Raw genomic sequence first — 23,397 nt, forward strand, 5'->3', positions numbered from 1 at the left:
AAAGATAATTATTTTATAATCGCTTCTTGAATTATTTTCTGAATATCTTCCCGAATATTTTCTTTCGATAAAGTATTTGGAGCATTTGAATCAGGAAAAGTTCTGTTGGACATAAACACATAAACTATTTCAGTGTCAGGATCTGCCCAGGTCATAATTCCTGTAAAACCCGTGTGACCAAAACTAGATTTTGATACAGGATTTTCTTTATCTAACTGTAGTTTATCAAAACCGAGTCCTCTCCTATTGCCTTCTGGACAGAAGTGACAGGTATTAAAATCGTCGAAGGTTTTCGCTGAAAAATATTGAATTCCTCCATAGTTCCCTTTATTCAAATACATTTGCATTAGTTTTGCGATATCCATCGAGTTAGAAAATAAACCAGCGTGTCCCGCTACTCCGCCTTGCATTGCGGCTGCCATATCATGAACATATCCTTGTACTGTGGTGTGACGGAAATAAGTATCGACTTCGGTTGGAGGAATGCTACTCATATCAAATTTTCGAAGTGGATTATACAACGTATTATTCATCCCTAATTTGGAAAAGAAATTTTCTTCAGACAATATATCTAATGATTTTTTTGTTTCCCATTCTAGATATTCTTTTAATAAAATAAATGTAAAGTCACTATAAACATACTCTTTCTTATCGTTTAATTTACTATTTACAATTGTTTTTAGAATTGTATCATTGTAATCATTTCTAATAAATAAATTTTCAGAAACTTGATTTCTAAAATTTTCAGAATATGATTTTCGATATAATTTTTTTAAAGGTTTTCTAGAAGAATCTAAAGTTGACTTGTAAAATGGAATCCAAGCTTTTAGTCGTGCGTAATGGGATAGTAAATCCTTAAGCTTTATAGAATCTTTGTCGGTTCCTTTAGTTTGTGAAACCATATCCCCTAATATCGTTTCTAAATTTATTTTTCCAGAATCGTATTGTTGCATGACATTAGGAAGCGTTGCTGCAATTTTAGTAACGGAAGCCACATCATAAATATCAGAATTTTTTACTTTTATATCATTCTTAAACGTATGGTATCCAAATGATTTTTGATAAATTACTTTGCCTTTTCGAGCTACTAAAACTTGAATGCCAGGAGTCATTTTTTCGATAATTGCTTTTTGTACTACAGCTTCAATACGCTTTAAAACATCGGAATTCATCTCTACATTTTCAGGAGTTGTGAAACCCAAACGGTTTATAGTTTGCGTTGTCATTCCATCACCACGTTTAAAATTTTCATTTATAGAAACCGGCAATTTACCTTTGGATTCAAGAACTCCAAAAATTAATTGTGCAGAAACTTCTTGGGCTATTGGGTTGTTTTGATAGGTCATAACCAAACCCTCAATAGCATCAAAAGAATTTACTGGTAACAGAACGTAAGGTTTTGCAAAAACATCAAGAATCACATCATTATTTTCGGCTATTTTTTGAACCCAGAGTTGTTCTTTTTCTGTGAATTCGTATTTTCGCCACGCTTTATCTGATTTGTGCAAACCAATTATTACAGTGTTGTACTCTTTTAAATCAACATTCAAACTGTCAATATTAAAATGTGAAACCTCAGTAACTTCAGCATATTTCTGTAGTGTAGAAAGGAAAGTGTTGTCTGGATTGTCTCCAATTTTCACATATGCAATTTTACTTTTGGATAAATCTCTGATTGGTATAATCTCTTTTTCACTTTTTAAAACCGTAATTGCATTTTCATAAAGTTTATACTGCAACGAATTGTTTATTGGTTTATTCAAATCATCAAATAAATTCTTTGTATCAATAGATTTGTATTTATTCAATCCTGCTTTATACTTGTATTTTAGTATTTTTTTAACCGAAAATTCGATTCTTTCATCAGTAATCAAAGTGTCTTTGTAGGCTTGAGTAAATTTTTCGATTGCCGTAGGAACATCTTCCGCAAAAAGTAGAATATCGTTTCCAGCAAGAAAGGCTTCTAAATCAATTTCACCAGGTTTTTTGAAATTACTAGCCCCTTTCATATTCAAAGCATCGGTGAAAATTAGACCGTTAAAACCTAATTCATTTTTCAAAACATTGGTCACAATATTATAGGATATAGACGAAGGATAATTAGGTCTTGTTTCTAAACTTGGTACATTCAAGTGTGCTACCATAACGGATGCCAAACCTAAATTAAACATTTTTTTATACGGATACAATTCAACTTCATCGATTCTTTCTTTCGAAAAATTGATGGTTGGCAAAGTATGATGCGAGTCGGTTTCTGTATCACCGTGACCTGGAAAATGTTTTCCTGTTGCTAATACTCCTTGGTTTTGAAAACCTTTCATTAAGGCAATGGCGCGTTCGGTAACTTGAAACTTGTCTTCTCCGAAGGAACGATTTCCAATAATTGGATTTTTTGGATTGGTATTAATGTCAATTACTGGCGCAAAATTAAAATGAATTCCCATTCGCTTGCATTCTTGCCCCATTTGGTTACCCATTTGCTCTAACAGTTTCATATCTTGAATGGCACCAAGTGTCATATTCCAAGGATAACTGTAAGTAGAATCCAGGCGCATACTCAATCCCCATTCGGCATCATTCCCAATAAATAATGGTATTTTTGATTTTGCCTGAAATCGATTTGTTAATTGTGCTTGACGAATTGGCCCTCCTTGAAAGAAAATTAAGCCTCCAACTTTATAGTTTTTGACCAACTTATCAACTGCATTAAAATGAACCGAGTCTCGATTAGAATAAGCTGCAATCATAAAGAGTTGTCCTAATTTTTCCTCAAAAGTCATATCCTTATATATGCTGTCTACCCATTTTTTTTCTTTAGGGGAATCAACCAATAAATTATAGCCTACTTTTGAAGAATCGATATTGTCAATTTCAATTTGTTTGCTCGTTATTACTTTATTTGGAATAATAGAGGATGTAGTTGCAATTACTTTTTTTTTAGTAGCGCAATTTATTGCAACTAAAACAATGGTAGTCACATAAAATAATTTATAAAGAAAATTTTTCATTTTATAATTTTAGAAAAAACGACTGTGCCAACTATCTTCAGCAGCTATTTCCCAAGAATCATTAAATTCTTCAATATTGTTGACTAAATTATTAAAAACAATGGTTGATCCAGTTACGGCTTTGTCTTTAGCCATTTTTTTGAATTCTATTAATGTTTTGTGAGCTACAAATTCGCCATTTTTGAAAGTTACATTCATTTTGTCTAGTAAATCGACCTTATATTTTTGTTCTAAATCCTGAATAAACTGAACCGATTTATCAATAGAACAACCTGTTGCAGCTTGTATTTCTTGGTTTACAGCAAAAATAATAAATCGATTGTATTTCAACAAATAAGATGCTTCAAGGCTAGTTCCGTGAGCAGCCCAGTTTTGGACAAAATCTTTTACTGAAAGTTCAATTTCTGAAAATTCATCATCAGTGAATTTACGGTTTGATTGGTAAATCCAAATTTTTGATTCTAGCGGTAATTCTTCAAAGGGAAGATACATATATTGTTATTTAAAAAGTTGAAACCATTCCGAACCCTGTTGTTTTTCCATCATAAAAAGGGATAAAGGTTGTTGCGGTCTTACTTTGTTTTTTATTAAAAATCTTACTAACTGTTGGGTGCAACCAATACGCTGCTTTTGCACTTAAAATACCAATTCCAGCACCAGCGGCAACATCAGTTAACCAATGCTTATTATTATAAATTCTGAAAATTCCTGTTCCTGTGGCAACTACATATCCAGATAAGCCATACCAAAAAGACTTATCTTTATATTCTTGAAATAAAAGTTCTGCTCCCATAAATGCTGTAGCAGTATGTCCTGAAGGGAATGAATTAGCAGATGTTCCATCTGGTCTTTCTGATACAGATGTTTTTTTTAAAGTATTTACAGCTAATCCCATAATTAAATAAGATGTTGCAGAAATTATCACTTTATCTTTAAAGCAATTCTTACTCTTAATTCCCATAGCATCAATTGCGTATATTGAAACTAAAGGTGCATATTGAGAAAAATCGTCAATAGTTAATTTATCATCAATATGTTCTTTTACTTCTGCTTTTATTTCAGTATTAAACGACAATAATTGATGACTTTCTAAACCTATAAAACCATATCCTATTAAAACTGTTGGAATTACTAGTTGTTTGTAATTCAATTTTATATTATTAGGAACTTTGGTAGAATCATTCGCAATATTATTAGTAGCTATTTGTGCAAACGATGATAAACTAATGTAAAGAAAAAACGATGTTATTAAAATATTTTTTTTTAAATTAAAACAATATTCAATCATTATAAATCTTGAGCATTAGCAATTAACTCGGCAATATCCATAACTTTTACATCCGCTTCTTTTTCTTTATTCTTTACTCCATCAGTCATCATCGTGTTACAAAATGGGCAACCCGCAGCAATAATATCTGGTTTGGTTTCTAGAGCATCTTCTGTTCTTTCGATATTTACTTCTTTGTTTCCTGGCTCAGCATCTTTAAACATTTGAGCTCCACCAGCTCCACAACATAAGCCATTGGCACGAGAACGTTTCATTTCGACTAGTTCGGCATCTAATTTTTGTATTAAATCTCTTGGTGCTTCGTAAATCTTGTTCGCTCTACCCAAATAACAAGGGTCGTGAAAAGTGATACGTTTTCCTTTGAATTGACCTCCTTCGATGGTTAATCTTCCAGAATCTAATAACGATTTTAGGAATTCTGTATGGTGAACAACTTCGTATTTACCTCCTAATTCTGGATACTCATTTTTTAAGGTATTGAAACAATGTGGACATGCAGTTACAATTTTCTTTGCTTCATATGCATTAAGAACTTCAATGTTCATCATAGCTTGCATTTGAAACAAAAACTCGTTTCCAGCTCGTTTTGCTGGATCACCAGTACAGCTTTCTTCGGTGCCAAGTACAGCAAATTCTACCTTTGCACGATTTAAAATTCGTACAAATGCTTTGGTTATTTTTTTGGCTCTATCATCAAAACTACCGGAACATCCTACCCAAAACAAAACTTCTGGTTGTTTGCCTTGTGCCAGCATTTCTGCCATTGTTGGTACTATTAAGACTTCTGACATATTTTTTATTTTAATAATTGTTAGATTTTTTGATTGTTAGATTTTTCGAATAATCGAACTATCAAATAATCGATTTAATTAGTGTTTTCCGTCATCAAAAACTTGAATTGTAACTTCTTTATCTACTAAATCTGTAAATTTCCCTCTATATCGTGTGGCTTTTACTAAATGGTTGTCTATCCAATGGTAATTTCCTCCTCGTGGTTTCCCCATTACCATTCCGTGGTATTTGAAACCGTATTTTTTGAGCCAAATTTCGGTATATTCTCTATGTGCTTCCGTTCGTGATGTGAAAAAGAAAATAATATGTCCTTCGTCATACCATTTATTCAAAGTCACTAATGCATCTGGATAAACCTCAGCGGTAAGCATTCGTTCTGGTTCTTCGTTTGGAATATCATCACAAATTGTTCCGTCTATGTCTATCAAATAATTTTTTACTCCTTCGGGTAAAATCGGGCTTATTGTTTGTCCGTTTTCTGTCGCTAATAAGAGGCTTTTTTCAATGTCTTCTGTTTTCATTTTCTAATTTTATTTGTTCAAAACAATCCAAGCCTCACTTTTATGGCATTGTTTCATACTTATTTATATTAATTTTCGTTTTTCCAGTTTAATCTGTCTTGTTGATTGTATTGCCATGGCGCTCCATTGTTTTCAATATTAGTCATCATAGCGTTTATTGGCATTGGCGCAGCACTTTGCTCCATTACTAGATAGCGTCGCATGTCCATAATTATGGATAATGGACTAATATTTACTGGACATTCTTCCACACAAGCATTGCAAGAGGTACACGCCCAAAGTTCTTCGGGTGTAATATAATCGTTTAACAATGATTTGTTGTCTGGAACAAATATTCCTTTGTTTAAATCGATATTATTCCCAACTTCAACAAGACGATCACGAGTATCCATCATTATTTTTCGTGGAGATAATTTTTTCCCAGTTTGATTCGCTGGACAAGCAGAAGTACATCTTCCGCATTCCGTACAAGTATAGGCGTTGAGTAATTGTACCCAGTTTAAATCTTGCACATCCGAAGCTCCAAATTTGCTTGGAACAGCATTAGCATCCGCTACTGGAGCTGCAAATGGATCCGCATTTGGATCCAACATTAGTTTGACTTCTGTTGTAACACTTTCGAGATTGTCAAATTGTCCTTGCGGATTCAAATTAGCAAAATAAGTGTTTGGAAATGCTAAAAGTATGTGTAAATGTTTTGAAAAATAAAGGTAATTCAAGAACACTAAAATACCACAAATATGCAACCACCAAGCGGCTCTTTCTATTATTATAACAGAACCTTCTTGCATTCCATTGAAAATAGGCGCAATATATTGACTTATTGGAAATGATCCCGCTTGTGAATAATGAGAAGCATTCATAGTTTGCAACCACAAATCGGAAGCATTCATTAACAAGAATAACGACATCAAAACGACTTCAAAATAAAGAATATAGTTAGCATCCGATTTCGGCCAACCTTTAAGGTCTGAACTTACAAAACGTTTTAGTTTTATGGTATTTCTTCTAATCCAAAAAGCAAAAACAGCAATCAATACTAGAACGGCCAATACCTCGAATGATGCGATTAAAACATTGTAAAGAATTCCCAAAAAAGAAAATACTCTGTGTGTTCCAAACAATCCATCGATAATTATTTCTAAAACTTCTAAGTTAATCACTACAAATCCTACATAAACTATAATATGAAGTATTCCAGCTACTGGTCGTTTGACCATTTTGGATTGTCCAAGAGCAATCATTGCCATATTTTTCCATCTCTCTAAAGAATTGTCAGAGCGATTTACATTTTGGCCTAATTTTATGTTACGGACTATTTTTTTGACATTGATGGCAAAATACCCAATTCCGATGGAGAGAATGATGAAAAATAATATATTATCTAAATAACTCATAATAAATAAGATTAGTTTTTAGGTTGTGGTTCCGTGTATGGTTTCTCTTTTTTTCCAAAAAGGGAAACATTCACATATCGAGTTGGGTGCAAACGAACATCTTGTAACAAAAGTTCTAATTCTTTTGAGGTTTTGGTTAGGTTGTTATACATTGCATCGTCTTTAAGCATTTTTCCCATTGTTCCTTTTCCTGATTCTAAATTTGCCATTATTTTATTGACATTATCAAGTGTTCCTTCAAGTGTTTTTATAGTTTGACCTAAATTTGCATTTTCCAAATCAGAAGAAATTTTAACAAAATTTTCTGAAACTTTTTCAACATTTGAAAGCGAATTGTTGATTTTCTGCTGATTTGAAGCTAACATTTCATTTACTTTTTGTGTTGCTTTGTTAATTTCAGTTAATGTTTGATTCAGCTGAGCAATACTATTCTTCAAGTTTTGTTTGGTTTGTGCATCTAAAACATCATTCATATTAGAAACCAAACCATCAGCATCAACAATTAATTTGTCGATTTTTTGTTGTGTTGGGACTAACTTTTCACCCACAGTTGACATTAAACCTAACTTTATGTCTGACAAAAGCATATCGCCTGTTACCGTCATTTCAGTATCTTTATAATTTGGAATGATAGCAATTTGTTTTCCTCCTATAAATCCTGGCTCATATATTTGTGCAATACTGGTTTTAGAAATAGGAAAATTATCTTCATTTATTTGAAGTTCAATAAGCAACATTCCATTTTTATTTAAAGTAATTGCATTTACTTTTCCAATAGATTTTCCACTTATGGTAACAGGGGCTGATGCCGCTAATCCTTCTATGTTTTCAAATTCAACAAACAATTTTTTGTGTGAATTGAATAAATTTTGTCCTTTTAGGAAACTGTATCCCCAAATAAACAAAAGGATGGAAGCAATTACTAATACGGCGGTTTTAATTTCTCTGGTTATTTTCAAAATAGATTGTTTTAACAAAAATAGTAAATAATTGTATAGGTTTATTTTTTCTTCAAAGCTTCGGTTAGTGTTGTTTTAACTCCATTTTTGAATGCAATGATAAAAGCGGCATCATATCCTTTAGTTTTAGCTTCTAATAATAACATTTTAGCTTCCACATAATCATTTGTTTCGCCATACATGTACTTATAAATATTTTTTTCTGACAAATAGGTGATATTGTCTAGTCCCTTAAAATTTTTAGGTTTTATTTCGATTGAAGTACTACTTGCGTGTACTTGAATTTTAAAAATTGGTTTTGTAGTATCAATCTTTTTAATTTCGAATTTGGTATCCAGCTTTGTTTCAATTAAGAACTCATCTGGCTTTGTATTTTTGACAACTACTTTTGGGGTATCTTTAACTATTAATGGTTTTTCCCATTTTTTAATCTCTATAATAGGCATTGAACCACCAAAATGCTCAACTTTCATCTTAAAAATTGCATCGGCAATAGATTTTGCTATATTCACTTGTCCTTCTTCAGAATTAAGATATTCTCCTTCTGCTTTATTTGAAATAAACCCCATTTCGATAAGAACTCTCGGCATAAAAGCTTTGTGTAGTACCATAAATGGTGCTTGTTTAACGCCCCTAACTTTTCTGTTTAATTTGAATTCGAAATTATCCTGAATTTTACTAGCCAGCTCAATACTCTGATCTTGATATTCTTCTTGAGCTAAAGTAGCACTTATTAATGATTCTGGCGAATTGGGATTGTATCCCGCATATTTTGTTTTGTAATCCGCTTCAAGTGTAATAACTGCATTTTCTTTTTTTGCCACATCAAGACTCGAAGCGCTTTTTGAAAGTCCCATCACATAGGTTTCCGCTCCATAAGCTTCTGTATTTTTATTGGCATTACAATGTACTGACACAAAAAAATTAGCATCCACTCTGTTTGCAATATTTGCCCTTTCAACCAATTCAATGAAAGTATCGTCTTTTCTGGTGTATATAACTTGAATGTTTGGATCGCTTTCTAATATTTTACCAACCTTTAAAACCACACTCAATGCAATGTTTTTTTCAACAAAACCATGATAAGTAGCACCAAAATCTTGGCTGCCGTGACCCGCATCTAGAACAACTTTAAATTTAGAACTGGTTTGTGCAGAAGTAGTTACAGAAATAAACAACCCTATAACAAACAAAGAGTATTTTAATTTGTTTATAATTTTCATACTTGAATATTTTTTATAAAGGCCTAAAAAGGTTATAATTTTATTAAATGCTTAATTTTTTTAAAAATAGATTGTAAGTTTGTCACTTCAAAAATTAAGCCATATTTTTACAAAAATAGTATTTATACCGTTGCATACAAACTTATTTCATATCGTTTTATCATCAATCTTATTAACTTTTTCAAGTTCAATAACATACTCGCAAGAATTGGGCACAAAAAGTAGTGCCATATCCTCTGAAAAACAATCAGATAGCTTAAATCTAGGGTTTAAAAATCTAGTTAAAGCCAATGATACCATAAAAAAGGATTCAATCAAGAAAAAACAATTTATTGATGCGAAAATTAAGTATAAATCTATTAATTATGCTAAATTAAATCAAAAAAAGAAGCAAATTATGCTTTATGACAAGGCAGAAGTTTATTATAAAGATATTGAACTTAAAGCTGGAGTTATCGTCATTGATTACGAGAAAGACGAAGTTTATGCTGGAAGATTAAAAGATTCTGCGGGAGTTTACTCACAATATCCTGAATTTAAACAAGGTAAAGATGTTGTAGAGCCTGACTCGATTCGATTCAATTTCAAAACCAAGAAAGCATTAATATGGAATGCACGAACGGATCAAGGAGAATTTAAATTAAAAGGAGAAATCACGAAACGGGAAAATGATTCTGTTTATTTTGTAAAAAATGCTCGATTTACGACTTCAAAAAATATAGATGATCCTGAATATTACTTTTTAGCACGAAAAATCAAATTAGTTCCAGGTAAAAAAGTAGTAACTGGACTTACCAATATGGTTATTGCTGATGTCCCTACTCCTATTGGTTTACCATTTGCTTTTTTCCCAATGACTGAAGAAAGTACCTCAGGAATAATTGTTCCTAGTTTTGGTGATACAAATGCTCAAGGCTATTTTTTACAAAATGGAGGGTATTATTTTGCTTTAAGCAAAAGAGTAGACTTAGCCTTATTAGGCGATTATTACACCAATGGAAGTTATGCTTTCAGAGCAGAAAGCAACTATGCCAAACGTTACAAATTTAGAGGAAATGTGAATTTCAGATTTGAAAATCAAATCACAGGAGAACGAGGATTACCTGGTTACGCTAAGACTAACTTGTATAATATTCAATGGAGTCATTCACCAGATGCTAAGGCCACTCCAAATTCAAGATTTTCAGCTTCAGTGAATCTAGGAAGTCAAAAGTATTTTAGAAATTCTTTCAATCAATTAAATACAAGTGCGAGCTTAAATAATACATTAAGTTCATCCATAACTTATTCAAAAACTTTTAATGTTGAACCACAAGTGAATATGGCATTGAGTGCTAATCACAGCCAAAACACTCAGTCTGGAGCAATTAATATGACACTACCAACACTGACAGCTAGTGTGGCTCAATTATATCCATTTGCTGGAAAATCAGAAGTAAAAAAAGGATTTATAAAGAATATAAATTTGCAATATAGCGTGAGAGGCGAAAACAGAATAAATACTGTTGATTCTTTATTCTTAAAATCAGAAATGTTTCGTGATGCAAAAAACGGCATTGAACATTCTATTCCGTTAGCAACAAATTTTAAAGTATTCAAATATTTTAATGTTCGAGCTTCCACAAATTTTACAGAAACATGGTATTTCAAAACCATACAAAAAAAGTTTAACACAGAAACTAACGTAATTGATAATATCGACAATAATGGATTTGATGCCTTTAGAACCTATAATTTCAGTACGAATATAGGAACTACCATATACGGAACGTTTAATTTTGGTGAAGATAAAAAAATACAAGCCATACGACATGTTATGTCCCCAAGTGTAAGTTACAGTTATGTCCCAAGTTTCGAACGGTATTATGAAAATTATATTTCTGACGCCAGTGGAACTATAAGTAATTATACACGCTTTGAATCGGGTATATTTTCTGTACCTGGAAAAAACTATTCTAATGTAGTCAGTTTTTCATTGTCAAATAATATCGAAGCAAAGGTAAGAGATCGAGATTCCACCAAGGTAGAAGCTAAGAAAATCAAATTATTAAATAACTTAACCTTTGGAACAAGTTATAATTTATCTGCTGAGAATGATGCCCGCAAATGGGCTCCTGTCTCAATTAGTGGAGGAACTAGTATATTTGAAGAGAAACTAGGGATTAATTTTGGTGCCACTTTAGATCCCTATGCTGTTAGCAGTACAGGACAACCCGTTAACATCTTTAATATTGATAATGGCGGAAGTTTGTTCCGATTAACGGGAGCCAACATAAATTTGAATTATTCTTTTGACAATAAAACCAAAAATAAAAAACAAGATTCATTCAACAATCAAGGACTCAGAAATGGAGGTCGGGAAGATGATTTGTTTGGAACTGCAACTGATTTTGCGGATCGAAGAAAAAGTGAATTTGACCAAGATGATGGGGAAGAAAATGAATTTGAGGGTTTTTTTAACGCAAAATTGCCTTGGGATTTGAGACTTGCTTATTCTATGAATTACACTAATACCAATCGTCAAAAAGAAATTTCGAATAGTTCATTAATGTTTTCTGGAAATATTGACATCACTCCAAAATGGAAGGTGGGTTTATCCTCAGGATATGATTTTGTTCGTAAAGGAGTAACTCCAACACAATTTCGATTTGAAAGAGATTTATTAAGTTGGCGATTGAATTTTGACTGGGTTCCTATTGGGGAAAGAAAATCTTGGTACTTTTTTATAGGAATTAGTTCCTCAGTATTAAGCGATATTAAATGGGACAAACGTGATCTTCCAGATAGAAGACTTTAACTTTATAGTATTTAGAAAATGAAAAAAATAATTTTTACTGACAAAGCTCCTTCACCTATTGGACCTTATAGCCAAGCAGTTTTGAGCGGAAACACCTTATATACTTCAGGTCAAATTGCCCTAAACCCAAACAATGGCGAATTAGTTTTAGAAACTATTGAAGTAGAAACCGAACAAGTAATGCAAAACTTAAAGGCAGTTCTTGAGGCTGCTGGAATGACTTTTGAAAATGTCATAAAAACAAGCATATTCATTATGAATATGAATGATTTTGCAAAAATCAATTCCATTTATTCTAAGTACTTTGACGAGAAAACTGCTCCTGCACGCGAAACTGTTCAAGTAGCTTGTTTGCCAAAAAACGTGAATATCGAAATATCTATGATTGCGGTTATTTGATTTTTTTATAAAAAAACCATACTACAGCTAGTTTTTCTCCATCTTTAGTGCGAATAGCTTGAAATTTAGGTGCTAAAATAGTGGCTACTACAAATGCGGTAATTGGAATCCAATACCCAGTTAATCCAGTATACATATCTATAACATAGCGCAAAGGAATAAACAAGATAGCAAAACAAGTTAATTGATATATGAAAGCTTTAGTTTTTGTTGACATTACAGTTTTTTAATTAAGAAAATAATTTAACTTTTTAGATAGCTTTTCAGCACCTATATTATTCAAGTGATCGGCATCGTAAAAATCACTTTTAACAAATGCTTTATTATTCATCCAATTTATATACTTCACATTTTTATATCTTTCATCTAAATCTTTTGCTACCTGAATGGTTTTATTCATTTGGTATGGATTTAGATTATCAATATATGTTTTATACACAGGAGAAGAAATAAGTAGTAATTGGATATGATTTGTCTTTGCAAATTCTACAATTGATTTCAAAATTACAATATTTTGATTAAAAATATCCACATCATCACTACGATGTCTAATGGCCGATTCTTTACCAGACTTGATTAAATCTTGATTGTTTTTTGAATCAAACCCATTTCCCCAACCCAAACTAGTTGTGGTTAAGGTATTTTGTTTTTTAATATAATAATATTTTAGCTTTTTAAAATTCGTTTTTAAATTATTACTAAATAGTTCTGAATTATCTTCTAAGGCATAATTATAATTAATATCAAAATATAAATTATAATTTTTGACTCTCCAATTTTCTTTGCTTTTTTCAATGGTTGTAAATAAAGAAAGATAATCAATTGGCAAAACAATATATTTTAAGTTTTTAAAATCATTTTGGTATTTTTTCATAATTTCAAAATCGAAATTTAACGATTGAGATGCACAAGCTGCATTGAAGCTTTTTTTTTGAATAAAAGCGGGATTTACACCATAAAAAAAATGAGAATTGCCAAGAAACAAGACTTCAATATTTTTGGCGCACTTATCTAATGATTCTTTTTTGTATAAATAGTCATTTGGAATTTTACGTATCAAGACTTCAGAACCAAATCCAAGTAGTAGTAATGGAAAAACAAAGAGGAAGACGTTTTTTAGAAATACTTTCATACACAAATTTAAAACAAATAAAAATAACTCTCTACAAATCGGTTACTTGAAACTTCGTTCTCTTGCTTCCTTCATACATTTCATATTTTACCAATCGAGCTTCTAAACTTCCGTTGAATAACTTAATTTTTCGTGAAGGTTTGAGTCCCACAAATTTTAACGCTTCCAAATTAGCAGTAATAAACCAAGCATTCGTATTAGGATAATTTTGTTTTAATGTATCGCCAATTTCTCTGTAAAAACGTTCCATTTCAATATCTAATCGTTCCCCATAAGGTGGATTAAATACCATGTGCAACTTGCCTTCGGTTTCTTTTTGAGTATCAAAAAAATTCTTTTCAGAAATGGTTACATATTCGTCCAAATTAGCATTTTTGATATTGTCTTTGGCTTTTTGAACCGCACTTGGCGCTTTATCGTGACCAATGATTTTATAGTGAAACTCCTTAACTTTTTTTAGTAACGAATTCAAAATTTGATCAAACAATTCGTTGTCCCAATCGTTCCATTTCTCGAAAGCAAATTCTTTCCTGTTAATATTTGCAGGAATATTGCAAGCAATCATTGCAGCTTCGGCAAGAATAGTTCCAGAACCACACATTGGATCCATAAAATGACCTTGACCTTCCCAGCCCGAAAGCAATAACATTCCAGCTGCTAGAACTTCATTAATTGGTGCAATATTGGTAGCGGTTTTATACCCTCGTTGGTGCAATGAAGCGCCAGAAGTATCTAAGGCAACCGAAACTTGGTCTTTATCTATGTGAATGTTGATCCTTAAGTCTGGAAAATCTTTGTCTACACTTGGTCTTACTCCTGTTTTTGCTCTGAACTGATCTACAATAGCGTCTTTACACTTTTGTGAAACAAATTGAGAATGTTTAAAATAATCAGAATGAACCGTAGTATCAATAACAAAAGTTTGATTGGTGTTCAAATACTTTGACCAATCTATGCCCTGCATATTTTTGTATAAGTTTTCGTCACTTTTGGCTCTAAAGTAATAAATAGGCTTCAATATTTTTAATGCCGTTCGAAGTGACAAATTGGCTTTGTACATAAAACCTTTATCACCAGCAAAACTTACCATTCTTGTTCCTAATTCGACATCTTGAGCACCTAGTTGGGTTAATTCTTTTGCCAATATTTCTTCGAAGCCAAAAAAAGTTTTGGCAATCATTTTAAAATTTTCCATTTTCAATATCAATAACAATTGCAATTTCAAATTAAAACTCTGTGTGTTTGAGTGCAATTTTTCTGCAAAAATACATTAAATTTGCACTTTAATACTTGATTGAAACAGAATAAATGTCAGAATTCCAAAAACCCGAAACCAAAAACTCGAAACTCGAAACCAAAAACTGGTTTGCTTCTTGGTTTGACACGAACTATTACCACACTCTTTACAAAGACAGAAACTATCGTGAAGCACAAGTCTTTATGGATAATTTAACACATTATCTCAATCTACCAGAAGAAGCAAAAATATTAGATTTGGCTTGTGGAAAAGGGCGTCATTCGATTTATTTAAACCAATTGGGATTCAATGTCTTGGGAGCAGACTTGTCCGAAAACAGTATTGCAGAAGCCTCTAAAAACACCAATAAAAATCTAAATTTCAAAGTTCACGATATGCGTGAGCCATTTGAAGAAAAATTTGATGCCATTTTTAACTTATTTACAAGTTTTGGTTATTTTGAAAGTGACGATGATAATTTGACCACATTAATTGCTATTAAAGAAAGTCTGTCGGAATATGGTTTTGCAGTAATCGATTTTATGAATGTGACAAATGTGATTGCGAATCTAGTTTCTGAGGAAATGAAAACAGTCGATACTATTGATTTTCACATTAAGCGATATGTAAAAGACAATCATATTTTTAAGGAAATAACTTTTGAAGATAAGGGTGAAAAATTTCATTTCACTGAAAAAGTACAAGCCTTAACTTTGCACGATTTTGAAACAATGATGGAAGAAGCTGGAATATTTTTACTAGATATTTTTGGAGACTATAAACTCAAAAAATTTCATAAAACAGAAAGTGAACGACTCATAATGATTTTCAAATAAAAAGTTATTTGTTTATTCGGTTAAACGATTAGCCGTATAAACAAATAACCAAACAAGCAATCTAAATGGAATATTTTTTACCTCTTTTTTCAGTATTATTAGGGTTTGGAATTGCTTTGTTTTTGCAACCTAAAAACAAAACCAATCTCAAATTGTTGTTAGCATTTAGTGGTGCTTTTTTATTGTCTTTAACTGTGATACATTTATTACCCGAAGTTTACGAATCACACAATCATAGTATTGGAATATTCATAATGATTGGTATTTTGTTCCAGATTATACTCGAATTTTTTTCAAAAGGAGCGGAACACGGTCACGTTCATGGTCACGACAAACTAAGTCAAATGCCTTGGGCCTTGTTTATTAGTTTATGTTTACACGCCTTACTCGAAGGATTTCCAGTAGGACATCACCACGATTTAGCCATAGGAATTGCCATTCATCACCTACCAATTGCTATTATTTTGACCTCCTTTTTCTTAAATGCGCAACTCAACAAAATAGCCTTATTTATTTTTATGATAACTTTTGCTGTAATGACACCTTTGGGAACTCTTGTTTCTGATAATTTTCCGGTGTTAAATCAATATTACACAGAAATTACAGCTGTTGTGATTGGGATTTTATTTCACATTTCGTCCACTATTATTTTTGAAAGTAGTGAAGGACACAAATTCAACATTGCCAAAATTTCGATGATTGTTTTAGGAATTGTATTGGCTTATTTTTTGTGATAAATTAACTAAGGATTTGATTTTTTAGCTAAATTTGTAAAAATATTAAAATGGAAACTTCAATTTTAGATAGAATAACACTAATTCCTGACGTTTGTAATGGGAAACCAACCATAAGAGGAATGAGAATTACTGTGGAAACAATTCTTCAATATCTTTCGGCTGGAGATTCTTCTGAAGATATTATAAATGCTTATCCTTTCCTAGAAAAATTAGATATTCAGGCGTGTATTGCATTTGCTTTAAAAAACTTATCGACATTCAAAAACGATATTCAACTCGCTAGTTAATATGAGTTTGTCTTTTTTAGTAGATGTGAATTTACCTAAATATTTTAATTTTTTTAATAGCACCAATTTCATTTTTGTTTCTGATTTGAATCTTAAAATGACGGATACAGAAATTTGGAATTATGCTCTCAAAAACAACCTTATCATTTTAACAAAAGATGTGGATTTTTTTAATCGATTTTTAGTTTCCGAAAAATCTCCCAAAATTGTTTACTTCCAATTAGGGAATTTTTCATTAAAACAACTTTATCGATTTTTTTCAGTTAATTGGCAAATAATTCAATTCGAAATTGAAAATAATAGGTTGCTAATCGTTAAAGACAACCATATTGAATCTATACCATAAAAAAAATGACTTTCATAAAAACCACAGAACAATCCTCAAAATACGAACATTTAGAAAAAATGTCTGTCCAAGAATTGTTATCTAACATAAATAACGAAGACAAAACTGTGCCTTTAGCAGTCGAAAAAGCATTGCCCCAACTAGAAACTTTAGTCTCAAAAGTAGTTGAAAAAATGAAATTGGGTGGACGATTATTTTATATAGGAGCTGGAACTTCAGGTCGATTGGGTATACTTGATGCATCGGAATGTCCACCAACTTTTGGTGTTTCGGCTGATTTAGTCAACGGAATTATTGCTGGTGGAGACAAAGCCATACGCAAAGCAGTCGAAAATGCCGAAGACAATACCACGCAAGCTTGGATTGATTTATGTGAATTTGACATAAATACAAACGATGTAGTCATTGGGATTGCAGCTTCAGGAACTACTCCTTATGTGATTGCTGGATTAGAAAAATGCAACGAAAACAATATTGTAACGGGTTGCATTACTTGCAACGAAGGAAGTCCACTATCCAAAGTTGCACAATTTCCTATCGAGGTTGTAGTTGGCCCTGAGTTTGTTACTGGAAGTTCGAGAATGAAAGCTGGAACCGCACAAAAACTTGTTTTAAATATGATTTCAACAGCTACTATGATTCAACTTGGGAAAGTAAAAGGCAACAAAATGGTCGACATGCAATTGACTAATGACAAACTGGTGGATCGTGGTGTCAAAATGATAATGAATGAAATACATATTTCTTACGAAGAAGCTTCTGAATTGTTAGAAAAATATGGAAGTGTGAGAGCATCAATTACTAATTTTAAATCTTAAATATATATAAATTTTATGAAGACTTTTTTCTTAACTATTGCCTTATTTTTAGTAACAACATTTTCATTTTCACAACAATTAACCTTCAAAAAAGGTAATGTCTACAATTCTGAAGATAAAAAACTTAACACTCCAGAGGTTCGAGAATTATTAGCAAGTAATCCAGAAGCTTTAGAAAAGTTCAATGCAGGAATATCAAAGGGTAGTGTTGGTGGATTTTTGGTAGGATTTGGAATTGGTTTGACAATAGGCGATTTGGTTGGAGCATTGTTTACTACTAAAGAATATCCATCGGCTCTGACTTATGTTGGAGCAGCAAGTTTTGTTATAGGATTGCCAATTTCGATTGGAACTAACAAAAAAATAAAAAGCGCCATAGCACTTTATAATGAGAAGAAAACTGTTTTCAATATTGAAAAAACAACCATTATTGCAAACCAAAATGGTATTGGGATGCGTGTTAATTTTTAACAATGGCTACAAACAAAGAAATACTTTCTAAAGGAATCAAATATATGGCTTGGGCAGTGCCGTGTTATTTTATTGGGCCTTCCGTGATATACAATGCGTTAAAAAATAAGCATACCTGGATTCATTATATTGTTTTAGGAGTTGGAATTGCAGTTTGTTTTCTTGCCATTTATTTAACTTTCAAAGGATTAAAAACCATATTAAACAGTATGTTCGATGGAGATAAACAATAACTATTTAGAAAGTATAAAAAAGCAATTTTTGTATTATAAAACTATTGCGGAAAAAGCGATGGAACAATTGGAACCAGAACAATTGTTTGTAACTACAAATGATGATAGCAACTCGATTGCCACAATCATAAAACATATGTCGGGAAATATGGTGTCTCGTTGGACTGATTTTTTGACAACAGATGGCGAAAAAGAATGGAGGAATCGTGATGCTGAATTTGATTCTGATGAAAATGACAAAAAAGCCATTATGGCAATTTGGGATACAGGTTGGAATTGTCTTTTTGATGCTATCAATGCCCTAAAACCTGAAGATTTATCAAAAATTATTTATATTAGAAACGAAGGTCATACTGCGATTGATGCAATCAACAGGCAACTAGCACATTATCCGTATCATATTGGGCAAATTGTTTTTTATGCAAAAATGCTTAAAAAATCGGGTTGGGAAAGTCTTTCGATACCACGAAATAAGTCTAATGAATACAATGCTGATAAATTTGCTAAAGAAAAAAATGTGAAAAGTTTCACTGATGATGAATTGAATAAACTAAAATAGCCCTGATAGAGGCGATATCCTTTTTGTTTTTTCTTTAAAAACAAAAAGATAAAGCCGAAAGCAGGAATAGCTCCAAATAACAATGAATAAAAAAATAATTATACTGCCTCTGCTCCTACTATTGTTGTCTTGCTACAATCAAGAACGCAATTGCAGGGATTTTAAAACTGGAAAATTTTCTTTTACCCAAAAGATTGATTCGATTGCTGTTACCTCAACTTTTGAAAGAACAGAAACCCTGCAAATAGAGCGTTTTGAAGGCAAAACGGATTCGGCAACCGTGCGATGGATTAACGATTGTGAGTTTGTATTGCAAAAAATAAATCCAAAAAACAGAGAAGAAAGAAAGGCTATTTCGATGAAAATTTTGACTACAAACGAAAAAACCTATACTTTTGAGTATTCTTTTGTGGGCGAGGCCAAAAAACAAAAAGGAACTGTAACTAAAATGAATTAGTTGCGTATAATTATTTTAAAAACTAAATATTAAACCCAAAATGATTGAATTATTATCGAACCCAGATGCTTGGATTGCCTTATTAACATTGACATTTCTTGAAATTATTCTAGGAATTGACAATATTGTTTTCTTGTCGATAGTTTCAGGGAAACTCAAAGAAGAAGACCAACCCAAAGCCAGAAGAATAGGATTAATACTTGCTATGGCTTTTAGAATTGTGTTGCTTTTTGGAATTACGTGGGTTTTAGGACTACAAAATACGCTTTTTGAGATTCATTTAACTGTTTTTGACGCCTATATTAATGGTCAAAGTTTGATTATTTTTGGTGGTGGTATTTTCTTATTGTACAAATCGGTTACAGAGATTCATCATAAACTAGAAGGCGAAGAAGATTCTGAAAAAGGAAAAGCGAGCAATACTTTATCATCAGCTATTATTCAAATTGCTGTTTTAAACTTGGTTTTTTCGTTTGATAGTATTTTGACAGCTGTGGGATTAATCAGTATGAAAGAGCCTGCTCAAGGTGGTTTTGGTTATGAGGGTGCTTTGGCAATTATGATTTTGTCTATTGTAATTTCTATTGTAATTATGATGATTTTTGCTGGGCCAGTGAGCAAGTTTGTAAACAATCATCCAACTATTCAAATACTAGGATTGTCGTTTTTAATACTAATTGGTGTAATGCTTTTGGCAGAAGGTTCACACCTAGCCCATTTTAAATTCTTTGGTGGCGAAGAAATGCACAGTATTCCTAAAGGGTATTTGTACTTCTCCATATTCTTCTCATTGTTTGTAGAATTTTTGAATTTACGAATGAAAAAGAGCAAGAATCCTGTTAAACTTCATAACAATACCATTAAAGATAAAGAATTAGAAGATTCGGATATTAGTAACTAATATTTTGAAAAAGCTCTCCACTTGGAGAGTTTTTTTTTGTTATATTGCGTTTATATAGTTTTATAAAAATGGACAACAATACAATTGACAGTTTACTCGAAGCCTTAAAATTTTCACCGGATAATTTACCGTTACGATTTCACTTAGCCGATACTTTACTGAAATCAAAGCGATATGAAGAGTCTGAAATTCAGTTTATCGAATTAGTCAAACAATCGCCATCAAGTCAGTATAAATTTGGGCTATCGCAAGTTTATTTTTTTAAAAGAGAATTTTCAAAATCGATTGTTATATTAGAAGATATATTGAATTTTGAAGATCATTTTGATTCTTTAATTTTGTATGCTAAAGTGCTGCTTGAAGAAAAATCAATTGGTAAGGCTCAAAACATATATCAAAAAGCGCTGCAAATTAATCCAAATTATAAAGATGACTTATTAGATACTAATTTGAGATCTACAAATTTTAATATAGATTATGATGATGATTTGGAAGAAGAAAATGATTCCCTAACGAGCAACCAATTTTTACAAATTACCGACCTGAATTTTAATGATGTAGGCGGAATGGACAATATAAAAAAGGAAATTGATTTGAAAATAATCAAACCGCTTGTTCATCAAGATTTGTATAAATCATACGGTAAAAAAACGGGAGGTGGTATTTTACTTTATGGACCACCAGGTTGTGGTAAAACATTTATTGCTAAAGCGACAGCTGGTGAAATTCAATCAAAATTTTTTAGTGTGGGATTGAATGACATTCTGGATATGTGGATTGGAAATAGTGAAAAAAATCTGCATGAAATATTTGAAATTGCCCGTCAAAACAAACCTTGTGTTTTGTTTTTTGACGAAATTGATGCCTTAGGTGCCAGTCGAAGTGATATGAAACAATCCTCTTCAAGACACTTGATAAATCAATTTTTGCTAGAATTAGACGGAATAAACAGTGATAATGACGGGATATTAATTCTAGGAGCAACAAACACACCTTGGAATCTTGATACTGCGTTTAGAAGACCTGGAAGATTTGACAGAATTATTTTTATTCCACCACCTGATGAAAAAGCCAAAGAAATTATTCTAAAAATTAAACTAGAGCAAAAACCTATTGATAGTATCGATTATATTCAAATTTCGAAAAAATTAGACAATTATTCTGGAGCCGATATTGAAGCCATCATCGATATTGCCATTGAAGTAAAACTCGAAGAATCATTTATTGATGGGATTCCGAAACCATTGACTACAAAAGATTTATTGAATGCAACAAAAAAGCATCGCCCAAGCACACAAGAATGGTTTAATACGGCAAAGAATTATGCCCTTTATGCTAATGAAACTGGACTGTATGACGAAATTTTAAACTACCTGAAAATAAAAAAATAATATGTTTAACGAACAAATAGAAAAAATTGAGCTTTTAATTAATCATCAGAAATTTGATTTGGCTCAAAATGAAATTAATCAATTGTTGCTTGAAAATGCTGACGATTCCTACTTATATTATTTACTTTCAAATGTGAAATACCAACAAGAAAAATACGATGAGGCAAATTCATTAATAGACAAATCAATAACATTATATCCCGATTCAGGCTTCTACTATTATTTTAAAGTTTGTATCAAATTGTCATCAGAAAAATACAACGAAGTAGAAGATTTACTAAAAACAGCCATTCGAATTGACCCTGAAATTGCGGATTATAAATCCAAATTTTCACAATTTAGATTATTAAAAAAAGACTATCAAAGCGCATTAGAACTAGCCAATGAATCTCTTGAGTTAGATCCAGAAAACATATTGGCATTAAACATCAGAAGCACAGCTTTACTAAAATTAAATAGAAAAGAAGAATCGTTTGCTACCATTGAAGGTGCTTTGAGAGAAGATCCTGAAAACTCCTATACCCATTCTAATTATGGCTGGGGATTGTTAGAGAAAGGAGATCATAAAAAAGCTTTAGACCATTTTAGAGAATCGTTAAAGAACAACCCTAACAACGGTCACGCTCAATCGGGAATGGTTGAAGCCTTAAAAGCAAATTATTTTATTTACCGTTGGTATTTAAAATACTCCTTTTTTATGGAAAATTTGACCAAAAAAAATCAATGGATATTTATTATCGGGTTTTATTTTGGAACTAAACTATTGCGAAGCATTGCTCAAAACAATGAAGCATTGCAACCTTATTTAACTCCTATAATCATTTTGCTTTCCGTTTTTGCTTTTTCAACTTGGGTAATTACACCCATAAGTAATTTACTGTTTAGGCTCAATCCTTATGGAAAATATTTGCTAGACAAAAAGGAGAAAACTAGTGCCACATTTGTAGGGTTCTGTCTAATCCTGTTTATTTTGGGCTTATCAACTTATTTTATTACCAAAAATGAAAATTTCATTCCAGTAGCAGCCTTTGGATTTGTTATGATGATTCCTATAAGTGTAATGTTCACACCTTCAAAATATAAAAACTTACCACTGATAATTACGATTATAATTGGAGTTATTGGTATTTTGTCCATAGTAACCACATTTTTAACAAATGAATTATTCAATAATTTTAGCTTGTTTTTTATAATAGGATTTTTTGCATACCAATGGTTGGCAAACTTTTTAATGATAAAAAGTAATAATATTTGAGTCGAAAACTGGGATGTTTTGGAGTTGAGCATCAGTTTAGAGCTACAGAAAACGGTGAGATAAATATTAAAAAATGGAAGAAAAAACAGAGTACCATTTATCAAACTTTTGTATCAACGAATTTAATTGGAGAGTACTAGAAAAATGAATAGTTAGTGAAAATGAAAAAACTAAGAATTCAATTTTGTTTACATAAAAGGAAAAGAAACTAAAGGGGTGTGGGAAAAATTTATATATTTGGTAAGAAATCAAAATCTATTTAAAAAACGCAATGCGTTTTTTAAATAGATTGTTATAAATAGCTGTAAATGAGATAACTGCGTTTTTAGCAGTTGCGTATATTTACGAGTTGG

Annotated in this window: 26 protein-coding genes; 15 read left to right on the plus strand and 11 right to left on the minus strand. The window is 31.7% G+C overall.

Annotated features, from left to right (window positions below; translation table 11 throughout):
* Nucleotides 1-8 precede the first annotated feature (8 nt).
* The 8 genes from RMO70_RS15310 to RMO70_RS15345 form a co-directional block, all read right to left on the minus strand.
* The gene (locus RMO70_RS15310) at nt 9-3,008 is read right to left on the minus strand and encodes a glycoside hydrolase family 3 N-terminal domain-containing protein (RefSeq protein WP_310557313.1); all 3,000 of its coding nucleotides are present in this window, start codon (nt 3,006-3,008) and stop codon (nt 9-11) included.
* Nucleotides 3,009-3,017: 9 nt separating this feature from the next.
* Nucleotides 3,018-3,500, minus strand: coding sequence for an ABC transporter ATPase (locus tag RMO70_RS15315; RefSeq protein WP_310557314.1), 483 nt, complete (start codon nt 3,498-3,500; stop codon nt 3,018-3,020).
* 10 nt (nt 3,501-3,510) lie between these two features.
* Nucleotides 3,511-4,296 carry a phosphatase PAP2 family protein gene (locus RMO70_RS15320; protein ID WP_310557315.1) on the minus strand — a complete coding sequence of 262 codons (786 nt, stop codon included), beginning with the start codon at nt 4,294-4,296 and terminating at the stop codon, nt 3,511-3,513.
* Nucleotides 4,296-5,087: a (Fe-S)-binding protein gene (locus RMO70_RS15325; RefSeq protein WP_310557316.1), complete on the minus strand. Its 792-nt coding sequence runs from the start codon at nt 5,085-5,087 to the stop codon at nt 4,296-4,298. Before RMO70_RS15325 ends, RMO70_RS15320 begins: the two co-directional genes overlap by 1 nt.
* Before the next feature lie 78 nt (nt 5,088-5,165).
* Nucleotides 5,166-5,609 carry a phosphoheptose isomerase gene (locus RMO70_RS15330; RefSeq protein WP_310557317.1) on the minus strand — a complete coding sequence of 148 codons (444 nt, stop codon included), beginning with the start codon at nt 5,607-5,609 and terminating at the stop codon, nt 5,166-5,168.
* A gap of 68 nt (nt 5,610-5,677) precedes the next feature.
* Nucleotides 5,678-7,006: a (Fe-S)-binding protein gene (locus tag RMO70_RS15335; RefSeq protein ID WP_310557318.1), complete on the minus strand. Its 1,329-nt coding sequence runs from the start codon at nt 7,004-7,006 to the stop codon at nt 5,678-5,680.
* Between the two features lie 11 nt (nt 7,007-7,017).
* A complete protein-coding gene (locus tag RMO70_RS15340) occupies nt 7,018-7,965 on the minus strand; it encodes an MlaD family protein (RefSeq protein WP_310557319.1) in 948 nt (315 codons plus the stop codon).
* Between the two features lie 41 nt (nt 7,966-8,006).
* Nucleotides 8,007-9,188, minus strand: coding sequence for an N-acetylmuramoyl-L-alanine amidase (locus RMO70_RS15345; protein WP_310557320.1), 1,182 nt, complete (start codon nt 9,186-9,188; stop codon nt 8,007-8,009).
* 79 nt (nt 9,189-9,267) lie between these two features.
* On the opposite strand from RMO70_RS15345, the gene RMO70_RS15350 reads away from it, so the two are divergent.
* Both RMO70_RS15350 and RMO70_RS15355 read left to right on the plus strand, forming a co-directional pair.
* Nucleotides 9,268-11,985 (plus strand): putative LPS assembly protein LptD, encoded by a 2,718-nt coding sequence (locus RMO70_RS15350; protein ID WP_310557321.1) that lies wholly within the window; start codon nt 9,268-9,270, stop codon nt 11,983-11,985.
* An 18-nt stretch (nt 11,986-12,003) separates the two neighbouring features.
* On the plus strand, nt 12,004-12,384 hold the full coding sequence (locus RMO70_RS15355) for a RidA family protein (RefSeq protein WP_310557322.1): 381 nt from the start codon (nt 12,004-12,006) through the stop codon (nt 12,382-12,384).
* Here RMO70_RS15355 and RMO70_RS15360 read toward each other — a convergent pair.
* From RMO70_RS15360 to RMO70_RS15370, 3 genes are read right to left on the minus strand one after another with little or no spacing between them, the layout of a single operon-like run.
* Nucleotides 12,377-12,601, minus strand: coding sequence for a hypothetical protein (locus RMO70_RS15360; RefSeq protein ID WP_310557323.1), 225 nt, complete (start codon nt 12,599-12,601; stop codon nt 12,377-12,379). The two genes, RMO70_RS15355 and RMO70_RS15360, sit on opposite strands and share 8 nt — an antisense overlap.
* 9 nt (nt 12,602-12,610) lie before the next feature.
* On the minus strand, nt 12,611-13,516 hold the full coding sequence (locus RMO70_RS15365) for a hypothetical protein (RefSeq protein ID WP_310557324.1): 906 nt from the start codon (nt 13,514-13,516) through the stop codon (nt 12,611-12,613).
* A gap of 31 nt (nt 13,517-13,547) precedes the next feature.
* On the minus strand, nt 13,548-14,711 hold the full coding sequence (locus RMO70_RS15370) for a THUMP domain-containing protein (RefSeq protein WP_310557325.1): 1,164 nt from the start codon (nt 14,709-14,711) through the stop codon (nt 13,548-13,550).
* A gap of 113 nt (nt 14,712-14,824) precedes the next feature.
* Between RMO70_RS15370 and RMO70_RS15375 the strand changes: the two genes are divergently transcribed.
* The 13 genes from RMO70_RS15375 (at nt 14,825) to RMO70_RS15430 (ending at nt 23,184) form a co-directional block, all read left to right on the plus strand.
* Entirely contained in the window at nt 14,825-15,589 is a 765-nt protein-coding gene (locus RMO70_RS15375) for a class I SAM-dependent methyltransferase (protein WP_310557326.1), read from the plus strand.
* Between the two features lie 65 nt (nt 15,590-15,654).
* A complete protein-coding gene (locus RMO70_RS15380; RefSeq protein WP_310557327.1) occupies nt 15,655-16,323 on the plus strand; it encodes a ZIP family metal transporter in 669 nt (222 codons plus the stop codon).
* A 50-nt stretch (nt 16,324-16,373) separates the two neighbouring features.
* A complete protein-coding gene (locus tag RMO70_RS15385; protein WP_310557328.1) occupies nt 16,374-16,613 on the plus strand; it encodes a DUF433 domain-containing protein in 240 nt (79 codons plus the stop codon).
* Between the two features lies 1 nt (nt 16,614).
* Entirely contained in the window at nt 16,615-16,959 is a 345-nt protein-coding gene (locus RMO70_RS16965) for a DUF5615 family PIN-like protein (RefSeq protein WP_409025097.1), read from the plus strand.
* Between the two features lie 5 nt (nt 16,960-16,964).
* Nucleotides 16,965-17,777: an N-acetylmuramic acid 6-phosphate etherase gene (gene murQ / locus RMO70_RS15390; protein WP_310557329.1), complete on the plus strand. Its 813-nt coding sequence runs from the start codon at nt 16,965-16,967 to the stop codon at nt 17,775-17,777.
* Nucleotides 17,778-17,792: 15 nt separating this feature from the next.
* The gene (locus RMO70_RS15395; protein ID WP_310557330.1) at nt 17,793-18,248 is read left to right on the plus strand and encodes a hypothetical protein; all 456 of its coding nucleotides are present in this window, start codon (nt 17,793-17,795) and stop codon (nt 18,246-18,248) included.
* Between the two features lie 2 nt (nt 18,249-18,250).
* Nucleotides 18,251-18,481, plus strand: a complete 231-nt coding sequence (locus RMO70_RS15400; RefSeq protein ID WP_310557331.1) for a DUF6095 family protein — start codon at nt 18,251-18,253, stop codon at nt 18,479-18,481.
* A complete protein-coding gene (locus RMO70_RS15405; RefSeq protein ID WP_310557332.1) occupies nt 18,465-19,040 on the plus strand; it encodes a DUF1572 family protein in 576 nt (191 codons plus the stop codon). Before RMO70_RS15400 ends, RMO70_RS15405 begins: the two co-directional genes overlap by 17 nt.
* A gap of 82 nt (nt 19,041-19,122) precedes the next feature.
* Complete coding sequence (locus tag RMO70_RS15410; RefSeq protein WP_310557333.1) at nt 19,123-19,497, plus strand: DNA topoisomerase IV; 375 nt, start codon at nt 19,123-19,125, stop codon at nt 19,495-19,497.
* A gap of 40 nt (nt 19,498-19,537) precedes the next feature.
* Nucleotides 19,538-20,398 (plus strand): TerC family protein, encoded by an 861-nt coding sequence (locus RMO70_RS15415; protein ID WP_310557334.1) that lies wholly within the window; start codon nt 19,538-19,540, stop codon nt 20,396-20,398.
* Between the two features lie 68 nt (nt 20,399-20,466).
* Nucleotides 20,467-21,789 carry an AAA family ATPase gene (locus RMO70_RS15420; RefSeq protein ID WP_310557335.1) on the plus strand — a complete coding sequence of 441 codons (1,323 nt, stop codon included), beginning with the start codon at nt 20,467-20,469 and terminating at the stop codon, nt 21,787-21,789.
* A 1-nt stretch (nt 21,790) separates the two neighbouring features.
* On the plus strand, nt 21,791-23,044 hold the full coding sequence (locus RMO70_RS15425) for a tetratricopeptide repeat protein (protein WP_310557336.1): 1,254 nt from the start codon (nt 21,791-21,793) through the stop codon (nt 23,042-23,044).
* Nucleotides 23,041-23,184 (plus strand): hypothetical protein, encoded by a 144-nt coding sequence (locus RMO70_RS15430; RefSeq protein ID WP_310557337.1) that lies wholly within the window; start codon nt 23,041-23,043, stop codon nt 23,182-23,184. Before RMO70_RS15425 ends, RMO70_RS15430 begins: the two co-directional genes overlap by 4 nt.
* The last annotated feature ends 213 nt before the right edge of the window (nt 23,185-23,397 follow it).

The organism is Flavobacterium sp., assembly GCF_031422135.1.
GTDB lineage: Bacteria > Bacteroidota > Bacteroidia > Flavobacteriales > Flavobacteriaceae > Flavobacterium.

Bases quoted from the DNA above. Each gene is read 5' to 3' on its own strand.
- RMO70_RS15310 (WP_310557313.1), bottom strand. From the start codon at position 3,008: ATGAAAAATTTTCTTTATAAATTATTTTATGTGACTACCATTGTTTTA.
- RMO70_RS15315 (WP_310557314.1), bottom strand. From the start codon at position 3,500: ATGTATCTTCCCTTTGAAGAATTACCGCTAGAATCAAAAATTTGGATT.
- RMO70_RS15320 (WP_310557315.1), bottom strand. From the start codon at position 4,296: ATGATTGAATATTGTTTTAATTTAAAAAAAAATATTTTAATAACATCG.
- RMO70_RS15325 (WP_310557316.1), bottom strand. From the start codon at position 5,087: ATGTCAGAAGTCTTAATAGTACCAACAATGGCAGAAATGCTGGCACAA.
- RMO70_RS15330 (WP_310557317.1), bottom strand. From the start codon at position 5,609: ATGAAAACAGAAGACATTGAAAAAAGCCTCTTATTAGCGACAGAAAAC.
- RMO70_RS15335 (WP_310557318.1), bottom strand. From the start codon at position 7,006: ATGAGTTATTTAGATAATATATTATTTTTCATCATTCTCTCCATCGGA.
- RMO70_RS15345 (WP_310557320.1), bottom strand. From the start codon at position 9,188: ATGAAAATTATAAACAAATTAAAATACTCTTTGTTTGTTATAGGGTTG.
- RMO70_RS15355 (WP_310557322.1), top strand. From the start codon at position 12,004: ATGAAAAAAATAATTTTTACTGACAAAGCTCCTTCACCTATTGGACCT.
- RMO70_RS15360 (WP_310557323.1), bottom strand. From the start codon at position 12,601: ATGTCAACAAAAACTAAAGCTTTCATATATCAATTAACTTGTTTTGCT.
- RMO70_RS15365 (WP_310557324.1), bottom strand. From the start codon at position 13,516: ATGAAAGTATTTCTAAAAAACGTCTTCCTCTTTGTTTTTCCATTACTA.
- RMO70_RS15370 (WP_310557325.1), bottom strand. From the start codon at position 14,711: ATGGAAAATTTTAAAATGATTGCCAAAACTTTTTTTGGCTTCGAAGAA.
- RMO70_RS15375 (WP_310557326.1), top strand. From the start codon at position 14,825: ATGTCAGAATTCCAAAAACCCGAAACCAAAAACTCGAAACTCGAAACC.
- RMO70_RS15380 (WP_310557327.1), top strand. From the start codon at position 15,655: ATGGAATATTTTTTACCTCTTTTTTCAGTATTATTAGGGTTTGGAATT.
- RMO70_RS15385 (WP_310557328.1), top strand. From the start codon at position 16,374: ATGGAAACTTCAATTTTAGATAGAATAACACTAATTCCTGACGTTTGT.
- RMO70_RS16965 (WP_409025097.1), top strand. From the start codon at position 16,615: ATGAGTTTGTCTTTTTTAGTAGATGTGAATTTACCTAAATATTTTAAT.
- murQ (WP_310557329.1), top strand. From the start codon at position 16,965: ATGACTTTCATAAAAACCACAGAACAATCCTCAAAATACGAACATTTA.
- RMO70_RS15395 (WP_310557330.1), top strand. From the start codon at position 17,793: ATGAAGACTTTTTTCTTAACTATTGCCTTATTTTTAGTAACAACATTT.
- RMO70_RS15400 (WP_310557331.1), top strand. From the start codon at position 18,251: ATGGCTACAAACAAAGAAATACTTTCTAAAGGAATCAAATATATGGCT.
- RMO70_RS15405 (WP_310557332.1), top strand. From the start codon at position 18,465: ATGGAGATAAACAATAACTATTTAGAAAGTATAAAAAAGCAATTTTTG.
- RMO70_RS15410 (WP_310557333.1), top strand. From the start codon at position 19,123: ATGAATAAAAAAATAATTATACTGCCTCTGCTCCTACTATTGTTGTCT.
- RMO70_RS15415 (WP_310557334.1), top strand. From the start codon at position 19,538: ATGATTGAATTATTATCGAACCCAGATGCTTGGATTGCCTTATTAACA.
- RMO70_RS15420 (WP_310557335.1), top strand. From the start codon at position 20,467: ATGGACAACAATACAATTGACAGTTTACTCGAAGCCTTAAAATTTTCA.
- RMO70_RS15425 (WP_310557336.1), top strand. From the start codon at position 21,791: ATGTTTAACGAACAAATAGAAAAAATTGAGCTTTTAATTAATCATCAG.